The sequence below is a fragment of the Alkaliphilus crotonatoxidans genome (assembly GCF_054658015.1).
Genome location: NZ_BAAHXS010000004.1, coordinates 722440 through 740160 on the forward strand (window position 1 = coordinate 722440; position 17721 = coordinate 740160).

The 17721-nt window shown below is 39.4% G+C and carries 19 protein-coding genes; 3 read left to right on the plus strand and 16 right to left on the minus strand.

Going from position 1 to position 17721, the window contains the following annotated elements:
• Window positions 1–6 precede the first annotated feature (6 nt).
• From rplI to ACYQ1I_RS05980, 8 genes are all read right to left on the minus strand, one after another.
• Window positions 7–453, minus strand: a complete 447-nt coding sequence (rplI, locus tag ACYQ1I_RS05945) for a 50S ribosomal protein L9 (protein WP_459763340.1) — start codon at window positions 451–453, stop codon at window positions 7–9.
• Entirely contained in the window at window positions 450–2450 is a 2001-nt protein-coding gene (locus tag ACYQ1I_RS05950; RefSeq protein ID WP_459763342.1) for a DHH family phosphoesterase, read from the minus strand. Before ACYQ1I_RS05950 ends, rplI begins: the two co-directional genes overlap by 4 nt.
• A gap of 36 nt (window positions 2451–2486) precedes the next feature.
• Window positions 2487–3416, minus strand: a complete 930-nt coding sequence (locus ACYQ1I_RS05955; RefSeq protein ID WP_459763344.1) for a DUF2232 domain-containing protein — start codon at window positions 3414–3416, stop codon at window positions 2487–2489.
• Window positions 3417–3437: 21 nt separating this feature from the next.
• Window positions 3438–3764: a MazG-like family protein gene (locus tag ACYQ1I_RS05960; RefSeq protein WP_459763346.1), complete on the minus strand. Its 327-nt coding sequence runs from the start codon at window positions 3762–3764 to the stop codon at window positions 3438–3440.
• A gap of 183 nt (window positions 3765–3947) precedes the next feature.
• Window positions 3948–4967 (minus strand): FUSC family protein, encoded by a 1020-nt coding sequence (locus ACYQ1I_RS05965; protein WP_459763348.1) that lies wholly within the window; start codon window positions 4965–4967, stop codon window positions 3948–3950.
• 148 nt (window positions 4968–5115) lie between these two features.
• Window positions 5116–5388 (minus strand): pro-sigmaK processing inhibitor BofA family protein, encoded by a 273-nt coding sequence (locus ACYQ1I_RS05970; protein ID WP_459763350.1) that lies wholly within the window; start codon window positions 5386–5388, stop codon window positions 5116–5118.
• 85 nt (window positions 5389–5473) lie between these two features.
• A complete protein-coding gene (locus ACYQ1I_RS05975; RefSeq protein ID WP_459763352.1) occupies window positions 5474–5773 on the minus strand; it encodes a DUF2508 family protein in 300 nt (99 codons plus the stop codon).
• 183 nt (window positions 5774–5956) lie between these two features.
• The gene (locus ACYQ1I_RS05980; protein ID WP_459763353.1) at window positions 5957–6532 is read right to left on the minus strand and encodes a hypothetical protein; all 576 of its coding nucleotides are present in this window, start codon (window positions 6530–6532) and stop codon (window positions 5957–5959) included.
• A gap of 713 nt (window positions 6533–7245) precedes the next feature.
• Between ACYQ1I_RS05980 and ACYQ1I_RS05985 the strand changes: the two genes are divergently transcribed.
• From ACYQ1I_RS05985 to gltS, 3 genes are all read left to right on the plus strand, one after another.
• Window positions 7246–8484, plus strand: coding sequence for an ATP-binding protein (locus tag ACYQ1I_RS05985; RefSeq protein WP_459763355.1), 1239 nt, complete (start codon window positions 7246–7248; stop codon window positions 8482–8484).
• 6 nt (window positions 8485–8490) lie between these two features.
• Complete coding sequence (locus tag ACYQ1I_RS05990; protein WP_459763357.1) at window positions 8491–9366, plus strand: DNA-binding domain-containing protein; 876 nt, start codon at window positions 8491–8493, stop codon at window positions 9364–9366.
• 158 nt (window positions 9367–9524) lie between these two features.
• Window positions 9525–10721, plus strand: a complete 1197-nt coding sequence (gltS, locus tag ACYQ1I_RS05995) for a sodium/glutamate symporter (protein ID WP_459763359.1) — start codon at window positions 9525–9527, stop codon at window positions 10719–10721.
• A 52-nt stretch (window positions 10722–10773) separates the two neighbouring features.
• Here the strand turns inward: gltS and citX are convergent, their stop codons facing one another.
• The 8 genes from citX to ACYQ1I_RS06035 are packed head-to-tail and all read right to left on the minus strand — an operon-like array spanning window position 10774 to window position 17705.
• Window positions 10774–11259, minus strand: coding sequence for a citrate lyase holo-[acyl-carrier protein] synthase (gene citX / locus ACYQ1I_RS06000; protein ID WP_459763361.1), 486 nt, complete (start codon window positions 11257–11259; stop codon window positions 10774–10776).
• Complete coding sequence (gene citC / locus ACYQ1I_RS06005; RefSeq protein WP_459763363.1) at window positions 11256–12293, minus strand: [citrate (pro-3S)-lyase] ligase; 1038 nt, start codon at window positions 12291–12293, stop codon at window positions 11256–11258. The genes citX and citC overlap by 4 nt, the downstream gene beginning before the upstream one ends.
• Window positions 12294–12297: 4 nt before the next feature.
• On the minus strand, window positions 12298–13839 hold the full coding sequence (citF, locus tag ACYQ1I_RS06010; RefSeq protein WP_459763365.1) for a citrate lyase subunit alpha: 1542 nt from the start codon (window positions 13837–13839) through the stop codon (window positions 12298–12300).
• 2 nt (window positions 13840–13841) lie between these two features.
• A complete protein-coding gene (locus tag ACYQ1I_RS06015; RefSeq protein WP_459763366.1) occupies window positions 13842–14723 on the minus strand; it encodes an HpcH/HpaI aldolase/citrate lyase family protein in 882 nt (293 codons plus the stop codon).
• A 12-nt stretch (window positions 14724–14735) separates the two neighbouring features.
• On the minus strand, window positions 14736–14999 hold the full coding sequence (gene citD, locus ACYQ1I_RS06020) for a citrate lyase acyl carrier protein (protein ID WP_459763368.1): 264 nt from the start codon (window positions 14997–14999) through the stop codon (window positions 14736–14738).
• Between the two features lie 9 nt (window positions 15000–15008).
• On the minus strand, window positions 15009–15566 hold the full coding sequence (locus tag ACYQ1I_RS06025) for a Fe-S-containing hydro-lyase (protein ID WP_459763370.1): 558 nt from the start codon (window positions 15564–15566) through the stop codon (window positions 15009–15011).
• 12 nt (window positions 15567–15578) lie between these two features.
• On the minus strand, window positions 15579–16421 hold the full coding sequence (locus ACYQ1I_RS06030) for a fumarate hydratase (RefSeq protein WP_459763372.1): 843 nt from the start codon (window positions 16419–16421) through the stop codon (window positions 15579–15581).
• A gap of 30 nt (window positions 16422–16451) precedes the next feature.
• Window positions 16452–17705, minus strand: a complete 1254-nt coding sequence (locus ACYQ1I_RS06035; RefSeq protein ID WP_459763374.1) for a methylaspartate ammonia-lyase — start codon at window positions 17703–17705, stop codon at window positions 16452–16454.
• Window positions 17706–17721: the final 16 nt, after the last annotated feature.

The window sequence follows — 17721 nt, forward strand, 5'->3', positions numbered from 1 at the left end:
TCAAATCTATTCTTCGACCACGTGTACCTTTAATTTTCCTGAAACGTTAGGATAAACCTTAACCTCCACCTCTGTAACACCTAATACCCTAATGGGCTCGGGTAAAACCAGCTTACGCTTGTCTACTTTAATTCCATGGGTCTTATTCAACGCTTCAACAACTTCCTTTCCTGTGACAGAGCCAAAAAGTCTTCCTCCTTCACCGGATTTTGCCTTTATTTCAACAGTAAGACTGTCAATTTTCTTAGCCAGCTCCTTTGCTTCCTCCAGCTCCTTATCCTTTTTCATCTTCTGGGATTGCTTTTGTTCATTTAAGGTCTTCATATTCCCTTCTGTTGCTTCCATAGCAAGGTTCTTGGGAAATAAAAAGTTTCTTGCATAACCATCACTGGCATTAATGACATCACCTTTTTTTCCTTGACCTTTCACATCCTGTAGTAAAATCACCTTCATTTATCTTCACCTTCCTCAAAGTATTCTTCAATTCCCTTTACCACCTGTTTAATGGCTTCATCCATGGTGTAACCCTCCAGCTGGGCCCCTGCTACGGTTAAATGTCCACCGCCTCCCAGCTTTTCTAAGATTACCTGTACATTAATGTCACCCATGGATCGACCGCTGATAAAGATGATCCCATCCTCCTTTTTCCCTAAGACAAAGGAAGCGGTAATCCCTCGAATATTTAATAATTCATCAGCCGCCTGGGCTGCGATAAGCTGAATGTTTTTAACATTTTCACAGGTGGCAATTGCCACGGTTTCCCGAATAATCTTGGCAGACCGAACCACTTCACCCCTGGCTAAAACAGTTTCTAAGTCATCTTGAAAAAGCTGTTTCACAATAACGGTATCGGCCCCTGCCCGCCTAAGTAAAGAGGCAGCTTCAAAGGTTCTAACCCCCGTTTTAAAGGTAAAATTCTTTGTATCCACAGCAATTCCTGCCAGCAGGGCTTCAGCCTCTATTTGATTTACATTTACCTTATCCTCCATATAATATAAAAGCTCGGTAACCAGTTCACTGGTGGAGGATACATAGGTTTCATGGTAATTTAATACGGTATTTTCTATAAATTCAGTTCCCCTTCGATGATGGTCTATTACAACAATGTTATCGGTCATCTTTAAAAGCTCAGGACACTCGGTAAAGCTGGGCCGATGGGTATCTACCACCACCAGCAGGGTATTGTTGCCTGCCCGTGCCCTGGCCTCTTCATTGGAGATAATAGCCTTTCGATATTCTTCCATTTGAAGAATATGGTCCATTAAAACCTTAATGGCAGGATTAGGCCCATTCAATACGATAAAGGCTTCCTTATTCAGGTTTCGGGCAGCTCGATAAACCCCTATGGCAGATCCAAAGGCATCTAAATCTGAATTCTTGTGCCCCATCACCATGACATGATCACACTGTTCAATAAGCTGCTTCAGGGCGTGGGATATTACCCTGGCCTTCACCTTGGTTCTCTTTTCAACGGCCTTGGTTTTTCCTCCGTAAAAGCTAATTTTTTCATTTTTCTTCACTACTGCCTGGTCACCGCCACGACCCAAAGCAAGGTCTTTAGCCGCATTGGCCAGTTCACAGGATTTTAAGGGGGTATCACCCTCAAGACCTACCCCAATGCTTAAGGTTAAGGGTAGTCTATTACCTAAGCTAATTTCACGTATTTCATCTAATATTTCAAATTTTTTACTTTCAAGGGCAGCTAAATACTGCTTCTCAAAGATAACAATAAATTTGTCGGTGGTGTACTTCCTTACCAAACCATTTATTTGACTTGCCCAAACATTAACCCGATGATCAATTTCTGCCACCAGCTTAGGTCTAACTGCTTCATCGGTGGTCTGCATCACCTCATCGTAATTATCGACCTGAATTAATGCAACCACAGGTCTTGTATCTTCAAACTTCTTCTTGAGCTGATGATATTCGGTTTTCTCTACCCAGTAAAGCATAATAATATAATTTGAGGCATGCTCCTTCGACAGCTTAATTATATTATACAATACTGAAAAATATCGTTCATTAATTTTTATTTCACTGATTTTATCCTTTTTATTTTGCAATACATTCTTTAGGTTAAAATCAGAAACAATGTCCTGAATATCCTTTTCAAGTATATCCTTTCGATCAATTACTTCAAGAAATTTAGAATTGTACCAGGTAATGGTACCATCAAATTCGATGATGGTCAGGGGAATGGGCAGATTTAAAATAGCCTGCTTTGTAGCAGAATCAATATCTGATGAAAGGCCTTCAATATAGCGGGTCCATTCCTCTCTTCTAATATTGCTGATTTTTAAATTATAATAGATTAGATAGGCCAACACAAAAATACCTGCAATTCCAATTACAATATTGTAAAAGGAAATTAAGGCTATGAACACAGAAATAATAATTAAGTAAATTTTGGTGTCGGGTATAAGCAATTTAAAAAACCGATTATTTCTCATAGAGTTTCCTCCTAAATAACTACTGCCTGACCCTGCCTATCTGGTTCTTAGTCGCCGCATGTCAAATACTGAATCAATTAAACCCATTAATGAAATCAATGTCATTAGGGGGCTAACAATAACCATCCCAATTAAAATAGCGATACGAAGGGGTTTTATAATCTTCATTTTCTTAAGTAAATAACTGATAAAGGCCAGCCCCTGGGTAAAAAATATAAAGGTAAAGATCACCAGCACATTGGCCAGTAATGTATTGGTATAGATACCTTCAAAAAAACCTGTTAAATAGGTTAATAAAATAATGATAAAGGAGCCCATCACAATATTGTTTGGCAGTTTAAAGTTACTGAATTCAGAAAGGGATAATTCCCTGTTATCCAGCTTTTTTAGTATGGCTCCGGATACAAAGTAATTAATAAAGGACACCAAAATACCATGTACTACAATGACTGCCGGAAATACCATCATAAAGGTATCTACCATTTCCTTTATATTATTTACCTGTAGGTTCATACTCATGAGCATTTCCGTCTGATTCTCGATAGCATCTTGTAATATGAGACTGATTTCATTGATCACACTGATATTTAAAGCTACGGAAAAAATTTGTATTAGAAGAAAAATGGTTAAAACCGTAATGGCTGTACCAATTCCAATTATACTGAATTCCTCATATCCTTTTTTAATTAGATCTCCCATAACAAGGGCCATGGGTATAAATATCAGTAAATTAATCACAGCCAAAACAGGTCCAATGATTATACTCATCAAAACGCTCGAAATCACTAATGAAATCAAGCTATAAACCATTGAATGCCTAGACACCAGTACAATGAAAGGAGCCGGTAAAAGCATCGCCAGTAAAAGTAATGGGGGTATTAGTATAAAGGCAACTGCCAAGAAGGCTGCAACAATACCAACAATAGCAGCCTCAGCCAATCCCCGCTTATTTAGTGTATTACTCAATTTTAAATCACTCCCACATCATTATTTTTCGTGGTTCTTTAAATGCTGGCTCAGGCTCGACAGGTCTCCGTACCATTTTTCCAGATGGTGTTCCTCTATCATATGCAGTTTCGCCATCTCTTGAACCTTTTTATCTACTCGATAATAATCAATTCCTAGCCTTTTTCCCAGGGAATAGGTCACCAGTATCATATTAGCCAGAATCTCCAGCAGTGCCTCCTGGCTGTCCTTTACACCCTTTGTCAACACCTCAAATAGCATGGATATGCTGCTGAGCAGCTCACATTTTAAGAACTCGATCATCTTTAAGTTTCTTCCTATGTCAATATTACCCTTTTCGTTTGACATAATATCACCCCTGTTAATTGCAATATTTTATCTATTCCCCAAATCAGTGTTTTTCTTGCCTCCCTTTTATGAATTATTCGATTCAAGTCAGGGTTTTCCTTCCTTTTTTTAATTTCATTTCATGTTTATTATAAACCTCCTGAAAAAAAATCGAATAATATAAATAAGCACGAATGAACGTGCTTAAAAACTGAGGATAATATTCAGCTTAGATAAGGCCTCTTCTAAATTATACACCACAACAAGCAATTTCACCACATCATCAGTAGCATACTGATGAACTTCCTTAGAATACTTCAATTGCTTCTTAACCTTACGTATGACATCAATTAACGGCTGTAAATCGATACGGTTCTGTCGGCTTAATATTTGTATATCAAGCTCCCGATAATCATTATAGGTTTTATTGAGTGCATTTACATCATCAGCAATCAGGGTTAGTATTTCACTATTAATTCCCTTTTCAAATATTCCTTCAATATTTAATAGATGTTGATAAACTTCCTTGATCAGTTTGTTTGTAAGCACGATTTCATGAAATTGATTTGCTTCATAGAGCCTTAATTTTTCTTGCTTATGCTGCAATTGTATAAAGTTATCTGAAGCCAACAGCTCCTTTTCTACACTTGTTTTTTCACCCTCTGATAATAAGCTTTTTTCCTCTGTCTGCTGATCCAGACTTAATAGCCTATCCATAGCCCTTACATGGAAGCTCCATATCACCTTCGTGACCTTTTTCAGCTCTTCCAGTGCTTTGTTATCATAGGTGGGCGGGTAAATTAGGTAATTTACAGCAACGGCGACGGCTATTCCTAAAAAGGTATCCTGTAATCGATGTATGGCATAGCTAACGTGACCCTCGCTAAGATTTAAAAAAACTGCCATAAAAACAACCCCAGCGATATTAATTGACTCATTCCAATGGAGCTTATTCATTATATATATCAAAAGTATCATTCCCAGGCCGCCAAAGACAAAATTTCCCGGCACCAGTACCACAAAAACGAGCCCAATGGCAGCTCCAATAAAGGTCCCCAGCATTCTGTTTAATCCGACCCTCCAGGAATCCGATACAGTTGGCTGAATGGCAATAAAAGCAGCGATCATGGCAAAGAAGGGGTATTCTATTTTTAGCAGCTTAGCCATCAGCATGGTTAATCCTATAGCAATCCCTGTTTTTATGGTCCTAAGACCAATTTTCATAATTTCACCCCAATCAAAAAATATCATTATCTAATACATTATATAATATTTTTTCAAAAGGGAATATCCTTTTTACTACAAAAAAAAGATCGCTGGCGATCTTAAAGCAAAGCGAAGTTATCTCTTTAAATAAAGCCTTCTCTATTTATTATAGCAATCTACCCATTAACAGCAAAAGTACCAGCCCCGGTATTCCTAAAAAACCCACCACTAAAGCATTGACTGGGTTAATGACCAACGAAATATTAAAAAAGCCACCTATCAAATTAAAAAGAAGTAATATTATCCCGCCAATGATACCATTCCAAAGGAATCTAAGGATCAGCTTTAAGGGAACCAATAAAATCCATCCAAGAATATACAATAATATTAACCCTAGCCCGTAGGCTAATATAATATTCAGCTCTATTCCCATGTTCATTCCTTCACCCCAATCAAATAAAAGAAAAATAAACGGCTGGTCTACTCCCTATATTATATTATTGAACCCGGGGAATATGACAGGCCTAGTGAAAATTCACCTTAGCCCCCTCCTTTTTAGCCAGCTTCAATAAGTAAATATACCTGCTTTTTGCTGCCTCCAGCCTATAAATTGCATGATCAATCAAGTCTGGATCAGTGATGCTGTTAAAAAATTTTTCTGCATCCTGCCATTCCTCATGGGCTTTTTGAACCATACCCACTAGAGCTTCTGAATCATCTAGCCTATCTTCACGCAAATGAAACCGATCATACAACTCCCCTAAGAAGCTGTTTAACTCGTTTACAATGGTTGTTTTGATTCCGCCAATTTTCTCTTCATTCATAATGGCAACACCCCTTTTTTAGTCTACTTACCACTAAGCATAACCATTTTTTTATGATTCCATTCTATGGTCGACCGGAAAATTAATTGCCATGTTTCTCTTAAGAAAAAAGCGAGGCCGCTGGCAAAAATGCCAGCAGCCTAATTAATCAATTATGATCAATTCAAAAGGTTTTAAGGCTTATTAGGTTGCAGATTTTTTTGCAGACTTCTCTTTAATATAGTATTTCGATCGCTTAAGCTTTAATTGATGAATGACATATTGATGGGCTTTCAAAGAGCTATCAATTATCTCTTGATCAATGAATTTTTGATGTCCTAAGAAATCCTCAAAGTCAAAAATATTGATTACGCTACACTTAGAATCATTAAAACAAAGATTCATGCTCCTTTGCCAATCTAAAAAACTTGACTTTGAGGTTTCCTTTATCAACTGCTTGGCCTCAATAAACCAGGTTACACCACTATAACCATTATTTAAAGCATCTGTCAATGTCCTATCAACATTATTTTCTATCGCATTCTCTCTAGCATGTACAGTATAAGTAATGGGATTTTCCATAATCAATTCTGGATTCTTATGAATTTCTGGCATCCAGTGGTGGTTCAGACTTTGTTTAAGGTCATCACCCAAGAAAAATAAAATAAGCTTATTATTCTTTGTTTCCTGTTGAACAAGATGTTTTAAGTTAATATTCAAATGATCTATACCATAATAGTATAAGGCTATAAATGTACACAAAGCCTCCTTGTACCCCATGCATATTGCCCCTTTCTGTTTTCGAGCACTATCGCCTGCCTTTCCCTTTGTAAAAATCTACAAGCGCCTTCAAATAATGTTCTTCGCTTCGCTGGTAATTCCATTTACTTGATTATATATGGTTTGTTACACTACTCTCATAATTTATTTAAGATTGCTTTACTTTTCCTACTCCTTCTAAAAAAACAATAGAATATAATAAATATATTATAAAAGTGAACTATTTCAGATAAGTTTTATATTAACTTTGCCTGTAACATGATTTTACAATAAATCGTTTCCATAATCAAATTTTCTAATATTTTGTCATTCAACCTACAAACTTCTACTGGTTCCTTAAATTCTAAGTGTATACTAAAATAAGAATTTAAATTGTAATTTCATTGTAATAAATGTTGGTTTTATTGTCAAATAAATCCATTTAAAACCAATAATTTTATTTTGATTATTCCCCTCTCTATTGCTTAAAAATTTGAAATAGCAACGAAGGTTTTTTCTATTGCTGCAATTTTGATTCCTGCTATACAATCTAACCATATCCATTCAAAAAAGATTGGATAGGCCATGGCAAGCCAAATGTGATAAAATATAGATGATATTATTTTTGTATTCTTCTAATCAGAAAAAAATCTGTGGAAATTTATTACTATCAATGGGTATAACGTTTTCATAGGCAATGATGCTTTCTATAGAGTTCAGTATTGGAGGAAATTATGAAGCATTTTAAAAAATATCTGGCCTTTGCCCTGGCTGTAGCAATCTTTGGTGAAATTAATTTTTACCCCTTTAATAGTACGCTGCGGTTTTCGGCGGCGATTATTGCACTGAATTTAATTTTATTGGTGGAGGAGGAGATTTCCCCCTTTTTTACTTGTATCTTCTCAGGGATCGCTGTGTTCTTACAAAGAAGCCTATTGGGAATCATATTCTCTTCACTAACACCCTACGACGTTTTACTTTTACATGGCCCTTCAATCGGCTACTATGTTGTCTATGGAATACTGGTATCTTTATTAAAAGTACAAGAAAATAAACAGAGGCTCCTTCAAACGATGTTCTTTTTAGCCTTTAATGATATAATAAGTAATATTACAGAGATATTCTTAAGAGGGGACAATTTATCTGCTCCATTTATGCAAATGGTAATTTTAGTTGGGGTTACCAGAAGTGTAAGTGCCTATTTGATTTTTCTCTTTTATAAAAGGCAGGAGCTCTTCTTAATTACTCGGGAGCACAGGAAGAAGTATGCACAGCTAAATCTATTGGTGTCAAATATACAGGCAGAAATGTTCTACTTAAAAAAATCCACTCGGGATATTGAAAACGTTATGAAAAAAAGCTATGCCCTTTACGAGGATACCAAAGGAGATAGCGCACTAAAGGAAAAATCTCTGGAAATTGCCCTGGAAATCCATGAGATTAAAAAGGATTATTGCAGGGTTTTAAAGGGCTTTGAGAGCTTTTTGGATAACTACGAAGATAATGGTAGAATGATGCTGGCCGATATGTTTGCAATTATTCGTGAAAACACCCTACGATATTTAAGGGAAAATAAGCTAAATATCGTTATTACCTTTAACAACAGGGATAATTTTCAAATTCAAAGATATTACCATCTATTTACCATCTTAAATAACCTGATTAGCAATGCCATAGATGCCTGTGGCGATGACGGAGAAATTAAAGTATTGCAAGAGAGCAATCAAGATCATATTCTATTCCAGGTGATTGACAACGGTGAAGGGATAGAAGAAGAAATTCTTCCCTATATTTTTAATCCGGGCTTTACCACTAAATTTAATGAAAAGTGGGGTACCCTTTCAACCGGAATAGGCCTGTCTCATGTGAAAAGTATGGTGGATGAATTAACGGGTCAAATCCATGTAGCCTGCGACATAGAAGAAGGAACGACATTTGAAATTGTAATACCAAAACAAATTTTGATTGGGTGATATTGGATGACAAGTACTTACTTAATTATTGATGATGATATCAATGTTAGGAAAATGTTAGGATATTTAATTATGAAAAATAACCTGGGTAAGGTTATGGAGGAACTGGATACCGGCGAGAATGCACCGGAAGAGATTATGTTTTATCAGCCTGATATTGTTCTGATTGACTTTCTCCTTCCCCAAAGGGACGGTATTGAAATCATACAATCCTGCCGTTCTCTGGGGTATAAAGGTAAATTTATCATGATCTCTCAAGTAGATAATGAAGGAATGATATCAAAGGCCTATGAGAATGGTATCTTATTCTTCATACACAAACCCATTAATTATATTGAAGTAATTAATGTTATAAAGGGCGTTTGTCAAAACCTTCAATTGGAAAGGTCTGTAGCAATGATAAAAAATGCAGTCTTTCACATTGAACAAGAAAAACATTCCGATACCAAGGAAAAGTGGAAAGAACAGATTGATTATATTTTTACAGATATAGGAATTATTAGCGAATCAGGTTGTAAGGATTTGATCAGGTTTATTGAGGAGGTTATTTTTTTAAAAAGGAAAAAGCCACCTGTCAACTATCAGCTGCAGGATATTTACCGGCAACTGGCCAAGGAGGAAGGCCTCCTCTATAATACCGTGATTCATACAAGAACCATTGAGCAACGAATTAGAAGAACCATCTTGAAGGCCCTGGAAAATATCGCTGTACTGGGGAATGACGATTACTATAATAGTAAGTTTTTAGAATATAGTGGTCTATTATTTGATTTTAAACAGGTAAAACAAGAGATTAATCATATGAATGATCCGAAAAAGGATCGGGGAAAAATATGCGTGAAAAAATTTGTAGAGGGGATTATTTCAAAATTGAATATTTAAAAATATGAAGGATATTTTTCATACTTAGTAAATAGATTAAATTTTTATAAAATTTATCCTTCATTTTTGGTCGCATCCTGTTACAACTGGTCGTATACAGTAGGATACCCCTTATAATTAATTGAAAACGTTATCAACTAATTATAGGAGGTAGACATATGTTATTACATCTAGATGCTGTTCAATCAGTAGCTTTGGCAGTAATCGTTCTACTACTGGGGCAAGCAATTCGAGGAAAAGTAAAGCTATTGGAGAAGTTCTGTATTCCTGCCCCCGTTATAGGCGGTATTATTTTTGCAATAATTGCATTATGCTTAAGGCAAGCTGATATTTTAAAATTTGAATTTGATACAACCCTTCAAAACATACTGATGACAGCTTTTTTTACAACGGTAGGCTTTACCGCCAGCTTAAAGCTATTAAAGAAAGGCGGTATTCAGGTCGTACTATTTTTATTACTAGCAATCATATTAGTTTGTTTGCAAAATGTTGTTGGTGTTGCCCTTGCAAAGGCCTTCGATCTAAATCCATTAATCGGGCTTTCTACAGGATCTGTACCTATGACAGGGGGCCATGGAACCTCTGGTGCCTTTGGTCCTTTATTTGAAGATAAAGGAGCCGTAGGTGCTTCAACCGTAGCCATGGCTTCTGCTACCTTTGGTTTAATCTGTGGAAGTATGTTAGGCGGCCCAATTGCCAAGCGATTAATTGAAAAGAACAATTTGTTTAAGGATAAAACGATAGCGGCTTCCTATGAAGTAAAGGAAGAAGCAGCAGCAACAACAGAGGCTTTAGTTCCTAAACATTTTTCTTCAGCAGCATTTCAAATTATTATCGCCATGGGACTTGGTACAATTGTTTCAATGTTGATCGAAAAGACAGGGATCACCTTTCCACCTTACATAGGTGCCATGCTTGTGGCTGTAATTATTAGAAATATATCAGATTTATCCCATATCTATAAGGTACCCAGTACTGAAATAGATATTTTAGGAAATGTCGCTTTATCGATCTTTCTATCTATGGCCCTAATGGGATTAAGATTGTGGGAACTGGCTGCCTTGGCTGGCCCAATGGTTGTCATGTTATTTGTTCAAGCACTTCTTATGGGATTATTTGCATACTTTGTCACCTTTAATGTAATGGGAAGAAATTATGATGCAGCTGTTTTAGCAGGAGGCCATTGCGGATTTGGAATGGGTGCAACCCCTAATGCCATCGCAAATATGGAATCTATTGCAAGCAATTATGGCCCAGCTCCCGCAGCATTTTTTATCATCCCGTTGGTGGGAAGCTTGTTTATTGACTTCTTTAATGCTGGTATTATTACTACATTCTTAAATTTCTTTACTTAAAATAATCAATTAAAAAAGCTGCTACCCATAACCTTGTGGGCAGCAGCTTTTTTTAATTTGATCTGATTAAGTTATTGACTCCTTCTATAATCTCTTGAAGGATATGACTTTTTTTTCTCATACATACCCTGGCATCTTCATTACAAAGAATACACCGCCTGCTTTCCAGCCCTAAGAATCCCCTGCTTATTGGGCTGCCATCCTGGTGATAGACATCTATGTCAAAGATTCTGCCCAGGGGATGATTATCTTCTAAATCCAACGCTATTTTTTTAGCCTCCAGCGGTGTCATCGTCACCACCATTAATAGGCTCCTGCCGTCTTCCCCCGAAAGGACTTTGGTAAAGGTGCTATAGCGGCCATAGCCGGAAATGACTAACTGCTCCAATGCCTGAAAGGCCTTCAGGGCCTCAGGGGTATTTTTATGACTGCCGGGATAATTAATTTTACTGCAAACTACAGGTAATTGATACTGATTGATTAGCTCCAGCACGGTATTGTATCTATTTTCTCTGTCCTTCAAAATATCATCAATCAATGGGGCGTGTCACTCCTTTTAATTGCCTCTATAATGGGCATTGCCTCCTCTGACAGTAAAAAATTATAGGTTGTATAAGGAACTAGACCTATGATACTACTCCAATCTTCCATTTTAATCAGCCTTCTTACTTCAGAGGCACTTATGGCCCTATCGTGACTATTCAGTCTAGGTACTTCTACAACCTCGATTCCCTGGCCAGGTAATATTTGTTGCAGCGCCCGGTTATATTGGCTTGTAACCCTACAGTAGGGTTCTGTTCCTACATATCGCTTTTCAATATTAAAGACAGGCCCAATATACCTCCCAAAGATACCTGCATCCAGCTTAGTGTAAGCTTCAAGCCGCTCCCCTTCTTGTCTTAAAAAATACGAAGGGAAGGTGGCAGCGGAAATAATGTAGCTTCCCCCGGGCACAACATAAACATTTTTTAAATCTGCTACGCCTTTTCTGACAAGCTCAAGCCTCACCTCAAAGGGGAAAAGGGAGCGGTTTTCCTCCACGATAAACACCACTACCTCATTATTTTCTTGGGCAGCCCTTTCGATTAGGTACCGATGGCCAAGGGTAAAGGGATTACAGTTCATCACAAGGGCAGCCTTTTTCCCTGGGGAAAGGCCGCTACGCTGATACATTTTCTCCGTATATGCTTTCACATTGGCCATGCCGCCCTCCAGCAGAGATACCTCTTCTACCCTATGAACCTCCTTAAAATTAAGTCCTTTAAATATTGAAAGATTTTTAGGCTGGGTGAATACAAAGGTCTCATATACGCCCCTGTCAAAAAGCTGATTGGTAATATGAGTTACCAGCTTTGAGGCAATCCCCTCTCCCTGTAGCCCTTCCTGTACTGCAAAGCACTTTAAAACATTCCCGCTATAGGAGCAGGTTCCTATGATTTTATTTCCGGCCCTTGCCACCACCGTATAGGCTATATCTTGATCAAAAAACAGGTTAAAAGTTGAAAGAAAACCTTCAACTTCTATCCTTTGATCAGTATTTAAATCTATCTTCTCTATGCTGATATCCTGCATAAGATCAATCCCTTATCCTTTTAACCACATCAATTACAGTACCGTCTCGATATTCCACAACGGCCACTACTTCCTGATCACGCTCAATTTTTTCTGGTATGCCCGTCATTTCTTCTGCCATTTCCTTCAGGGCTTCTATCGTCATGACCGGTAGATTGGTTGCCTTTAGCTTTTCAATTAAATCCTGCCGTCTAGGGTTAACAGCAATTCCTCTTTCTGTTACCAGCACATCAACAGTTTCGCCGGGGGTGGTAACTGTGGTCACGCTATCTACCACAATGGGAAGCCTGCCTTTAACAAGCTGAGTTACCACAATGGCCAGCTTTGATCCTGCTGCCGTATCGCTATGTCCTCCTGACCCCCCCATAATCATACCACTGGATCCCGTAGTAACATTGACATTAAAGCTTGTATCTATTTCCGTTGCCCCTAAGATCATGACATCCAGATTATTTACCACAGCACCCTTATTATGGGGATTTCCATACATAGAGGCTGACATTCCCTGATGCCTCAGGTTATTTCGATAAGACTCAACTGCCTTTAAATCGAAGCATTGAACATCAAAGAGAGATTCAAATAGTCCGGCCTCAAACATTTCCACCATATATCCGGTAATGCCTCCTGCTGCAAAGCTGCCTTTGATTTGCTTCCTCTCCATCAATTCCTTTACATAGGCAGCCACAGCCAATGAGGTTCCCCCAGCCCCTGTTTGGAAGGAAAAACCATCTTTTAACAGTCCCGATACTTCAATTAATGCTGCGGTCATCCTGGCAATTTTCAGCCCCACAGGGTCCCTGGTGATCTGGGTGGTACCAGACACAATGCCCTTTGGGTCTCCAATACAGTCTACCTTGACCACATAATCTATAAATTCCTGGGTAATTTCAATGGGGCAAGCGGGATAAGCCACAAGGTTATCGGTTATAGCAACTGTTTTATTGGCATATAACGCATCTGGAATGGCATACCCCAGGGAGCCGCAGGCGGCTGGCCCGTCTACACCATTGATATTGCCATAGGTATCGCAGGTGGGGGCGGCAATAAATGCAATATCAATGGAAAGGTCTCCGGCTTCAATGGCTCTGGCCCTTCCTCCATGGGTATGCATGACTGCGGGGTTTTTTAATTCTCCCTTTGAAATAGCCTCTGCCACAGGTCCTGACATATAATTGGCATAGATGCCGGTTACAACACCATTTTTCATATGCTGAACCAGAGGAGCATGTACCGGGAATATGGAGCTGGCAGCCACCGTTATGTTCTTCACTCCCATTTTGGCAATTTCCTCTAAAACCATATTTAATACGAAATCACCATTTCGCAGGTGATGATGAAAGGAAATCGTCATACCGTCCTGTATATTGCATTTTTTGATGGCTTCTTCAACCGTGGCCAATACCTTATCTTCCCCCGGTACTTGAGATGTTAGCTTCACAGATTTCTTTTCTATCTCTCCCAGGCTTGCAAAGGCTCCCTTAAATGGTCTGACGGTTCCGTAGCCTTGGATAGATTCAGGAATTTCTCTTCCAAGTATGTTTTTCATATCTACCACTCCTTTATCAAGCCAGCAAGCCTTGCTTTTTTAATTATACCTTCAGCCCTTGCAATGATCGGTGCATCTACCATTTTTCCATCCAAAGAGAATACTCCCTTTCCTTCCTTTTCAGCCTCTTTCATGGCATGAATGACTCTTTGGGCATAGTCTATTTCATCCTCTGAAGGTGCAAAAATTTCATGAATGGTATCTACCTGTCTCGGGTTTATTGCGGCCTTTCCTGTCATCCCCAGGGATTTGCAGCGTCGAATATCCCTGGCAAAGCCTTCGCAATCATTCATATCGGCAAAAGGGGTATCAATGGCGTCTATTTTATGGGCTCTACAGGCAGCGGCCACTTTACTTCTTGCGTAGAAAATTTCTTCTCCTTCTCTGGTTCTTTTCATTCCCAGGTCAGCCGTTAAATCCTCTGCCCCCAGCAATATTCCAATTACTCGATTAGATGCTTCGATAATACTGTGTATATTTTCAAGACCGTAGGCGGTTTCGATTAAGGGAAAAAGCTTAATGCTCCCTGGCTCAAAGCCTTCCTCCTGCTCAATTTTTGTTAGAATTTGGCATACAGCCGACACGTCCTCCTCGGTGGCCTTTGTCACCATGATAGCATCGGGCTTCACCCTTGCCATTTCCTCTGCATCCTTTACGCCAAAGCCCGATGAAAGGGGATTAATTCTTACCACAACCTCGGTACCATAAAAATTAACTTCCTTGATGGCATTTCTGACTAAAATTCTGGCGGCATCCTTTTCTGTTATACTGACTGCATCTTCAAGGTCCAGTATGATACTGTCGGCCCCAAGAATGCCAGCACTTTGCAGCATGCTGGGGTTGTTTCCCGGCATAAACAGCATGGTTCTTCTTAATCTCTCCATGAAATCACCCCTTTACATCGCCCTTTTCACGGCGGTTTCTACCCTTGCTTTTATGGTGTAATCCAGAGCGCCTCTGTCCTTGGCAACAACATGGATATGCTTAATTCCCATGTTTTCTAAGGTTTCCAAAATCACCTTTTTAATTTGCTTTCCGAACTGCTTCATCACAATACTTTCGAGGTCAATGGTAATCCCCGCCTCATCATTGGGCTGAACCATAATATATATGTCATTGGATTCCATCGTACCTGCCTTTGCTGGGGCTTTAATCTTCATTGCCGACACCTACCTTTGTGTTTCTAAATATTCCTGCTGTCCTATTTTATAATAGTTATTTCCCTTTGCATCGATTACCACAACCAGTGGGAGATCTTCAACATACAGCCTTCTGATGGCCTCTGCCCCCAGGTCTTCATAGGCAATGACTTCTGCCGATTTAACACATTTAGCCGTTAAGGCAGCGGCACCCCCTATGGCACCGAAGTAAACAGCCCCATGTTTTTTCATGGCTTCAATGACTTCCTCATTCCGCATTCCCTTACCAATCATGGCTTTTAACCCCTTTTCTAAAAGCTGGGGTGTATAGGCATCCATTCGATAGCTGGTGGTGGGGCCGGCAGAGCCAATTGGCTGTCCCTCCTTGGCTGGAGTGGGCCCCACATAGTAGATTCCCTGGCCTTCTATATCAAAGGGAAGCTCCTTACCTGCTTCTAAAAGCTCCACAAGCCTTTTATGGGCAGCATCTCTTGCAGTATAGATGGTTCCTGTAAGTAAAACACTGTCTCCTGCCTTCAGGTCTTCAATCTTCTCCCTGGTGAGGGGCATTGTTATTCTTTTACTCATTTTACAAACCTCCTATAAATGGGCTTCCCCATGTCTTGTTGCATGACAGTTGATATTTACTGCAACAGGTAATCCTGCAATATGGGTTCCGTAGGTTTCTATATTTACCGCCAGGGCTGTTGTTCTGCCGCCAAAGCCCTGGGGCCCTATTCCCAGGCTGTTGATGGCCTCAAGCAGCTCTTTTTCCAGTTCTCTATAAAAGGGTTTAGAATTTCTTTCATCTGTAGATCTTAACAGGGCTTTTTTAGCAAGGAAGGCCGCCTTATCAAAGGTTCCTCCAATTCCAATTCCTACAACAATAGGAGGACAGGGGTTTGGCCCTGCCTCCTTGACTACCTTGAGAACGAAATCCTTTACTCCTTCAATACCATCCGATGGCTTCAGCATTTTGATCTGACTCATATTTTCGCTGCCAAAACCCTTTGGTGCAACGATCACCTTGAAGGTGTCACCCGGAACAATGTCATAATAGATAATAGCAGGGGTATTATCCTTGGTATTGATTCTTTCAATAGGGTCGCCCACCACAGATTTTCTTAAGTATCCCTCTGTATAGCCCTGTCTTACGCCTTCATTGATGGCATCCTCCAGGCTGCCTCCAACGACATGTACCTCTTGACCAATTTCTAAAAATACCACTGCCATCCCTGTATCTTGGCACATGGGTCTTGCTTCATTTTTAGCGATATCTGCGTTTTCCATCAATACGTCCAGGATATTTTGTGCAATAGCAAAGTCTTCATTGGTCCTGGCTTCCTCTAGTCTTGCCCTGATGTCCTCAGTCAGATAATAATTGGCATCAATGCATAGTTTTTTTACGGTTTTGGTAATTTCAGAGACGTGGATTTCTCTCATTTTACAGCACTCCCATTAATTTATTCTTCTTTATGCCAGTGCAGGTTCTCTTCTTTTTGCCAACGCCAGCACTCTATTCATTTCGTTATTGACAATCATAAATCCTTCATCAACACCCATTCCCGGTTTTGCCAGAATTTGATCTGCGCCGCAGGCAATGGCAACATTAGTACAAACTTGAGCAGATCTGTCGGTTTCATTACAGGTTCCACCACTGTAGGCCCCTACACCCTTTTCCTTACAATATAGGATCGATTCTACAATATTGTTGATTCCGCCAAGGTCTGGGGTCTTAATTTGAATCATATCTGCTGCTTCCTCGTCTACAAACAGCTTGATGTCTTCCCAGGTATTACACCATTCATCGGCCACCAGCTCAACCCCGATACCCTTAGATTTTAAGGCCACTCTCAGGGCCTTCATGGCTTTTACCTGTCCTTCTCTGTTCTCAACATCCATAGGTCCTTCGATTCGAAGCTTAAAGGGAGCTGCTGCCTTTTCCAGTTCGCCAAGGTAATTGGCCATTTTTTCGGTATCATTGTCAAAGGCCTGGCCGATGGTGCCATAAACATCAATATGCATGATAAAGTTATCTTCTTTACTGGCCCTTAGGGTTTCTATCCTGTTTTTTAACCAGCCAACATACTCTTTAAGCTTTTCTCCATTTTTACCTAATTTGGTTTCCACATGATTAATCAAGGCGTGGGGCAGCACATCTGCTCCTTTAATAATCATTTTATCGACATTGTTATATCTGTCATCTCCTGATTGGGTAAAGATTGGAATTCTTTTAAATTCAACATTTGTATCATACTCTTCTCTAATTACTTCTGCCATGGTTACCTTTTTGGCTTTAGAAACTGCATCAAGAATTCCCTGGGTAATACCATAACGAATGGCTGTATGAAGTCTCTTTCCTGCTACGGTCATATTATCAACCTCTTCAGCCAGCTCCTTAAAGCTGGTAAGCTCCCTTCCAACCAGTTTAGGAACAATATGTGCCTCTATAATCGGAATAAATTCATCTGCCAGGAATAGCGGGTCCCTTCCACCTGCCCCTGAGTATTGAACTGCGGCACAGTCACCATAAGCCACTTGTCCATCTTCTAAAATGAACATAACGGAAATTGCCTCGCCCGCCTGCCTAATACTTGTAAAACCCTCGGTAACAGGTTTTCCCACATAGGTAAAGCCTTCATGCTTTGCACCTTGCTTAATGGCCCTTTGATCGTCAAAGTAAAAGCCAGTTCTTCCTGTTGAACATATTATGTCAATAATTTTCATTTTAACGTTCCTCCAA

Excerpts from the sequence above, each read along its gene's own strand:
- rplI (WP_459763340.1), bottom strand. The coding sequence starts at position 453 with ATGAAGGTGATTTTACTACAGGATGTGAAAGGTCAAGGAAAAAAAGGT.
- ACYQ1I_RS05950 (WP_459763342.1), bottom strand. The coding sequence starts at position 2,450 with ATGAGAAATAATCGGTTTTTTAAATTGCTTATACCCGACACCAAAATT.
- ACYQ1I_RS05960 (WP_459763346.1), bottom strand. The coding sequence starts at position 3,764 with ATGTCAAACGAAAAGGGTAATATTGACATAGGAAGAAACTTAAAGATG.
- ACYQ1I_RS05965 (WP_459763348.1), bottom strand. The coding sequence starts at position 4,967 with ATGAAAATTGGTCTTAGGACCATAAAAACAGGGATTGCTATAGGATTA.
- ACYQ1I_RS05970 (WP_459763350.1), bottom strand. The coding sequence starts at position 5,388 with ATGAACATGGGAATAGAGCTGAATATTATATTAGCCTACGGGCTAGGG.
- ACYQ1I_RS05975 (WP_459763352.1), bottom strand. The coding sequence starts at position 5,773 with ATGAATGAAGAGAAAATTGGCGGAATCAAAACAACCATTGTAAACGAG.
- ACYQ1I_RS05980 (WP_459763353.1), bottom strand. The coding sequence starts at position 6,532 with ATGGGGTACAAGGAGGCTTTGTGTACATTTATAGCCTTATACTATTAT.
- ACYQ1I_RS05985 (WP_459763355.1), top strand. The coding sequence starts at position 7,246 with ATGAAGCATTTTAAAAAATATCTGGCCTTTGCCCTGGCTGTAGCAATC.
- ACYQ1I_RS05990 (WP_459763357.1), top strand. The coding sequence starts at position 8,491 with ATGACAAGTACTTACTTAATTATTGATGATGATATCAATGTTAGGAAA.
- gltS (WP_459763359.1), top strand. The coding sequence starts at position 9,525 with ATGTTATTACATCTAGATGCTGTTCAATCAGTAGCTTTGGCAGTAATC.
- citC (WP_459763363.1), bottom strand. The coding sequence starts at position 12,293 with ATGCAGGATATCAGCATAGAGAAGATAGATTTAAATACTGATCAAAGG.
- citF (WP_459763365.1), bottom strand. The coding sequence starts at position 13,839 with ATGAAAAACATACTTGGAAGAGAAATTCCTGAATCTATCCAAGGCTAC.
- ACYQ1I_RS06015 (WP_459763366.1), bottom strand. The coding sequence starts at position 14,723 with ATGGAGAGATTAAGAAGAACCATGCTGTTTATGCCGGGAAACAACCCC.
- citD (WP_459763368.1), bottom strand. The coding sequence starts at position 14,999 with ATGAAGATTAAAGCCCCAGCAAAGGCAGGTACGATGGAATCCAATGAC.
- ACYQ1I_RS06025 (WP_459763370.1), bottom strand. The coding sequence starts at position 15,566 with ATGAGTAAAAGAATAACAATGCCCCTCACCAGGGAGAAGATTGAAGAC.
- ACYQ1I_RS06030 (WP_459763372.1), bottom strand. The coding sequence starts at position 16,421 with ATGAGAGAAATCCACGTCTCTGAAATTACCAAAACCGTAAAAAAACTA.
- ACYQ1I_RS06035 (WP_459763374.1), bottom strand. The coding sequence starts at position 17,705 with ATGAAAATTATTGACATAATATGTTCAACAGGAAGAACTGGCTTTTAC.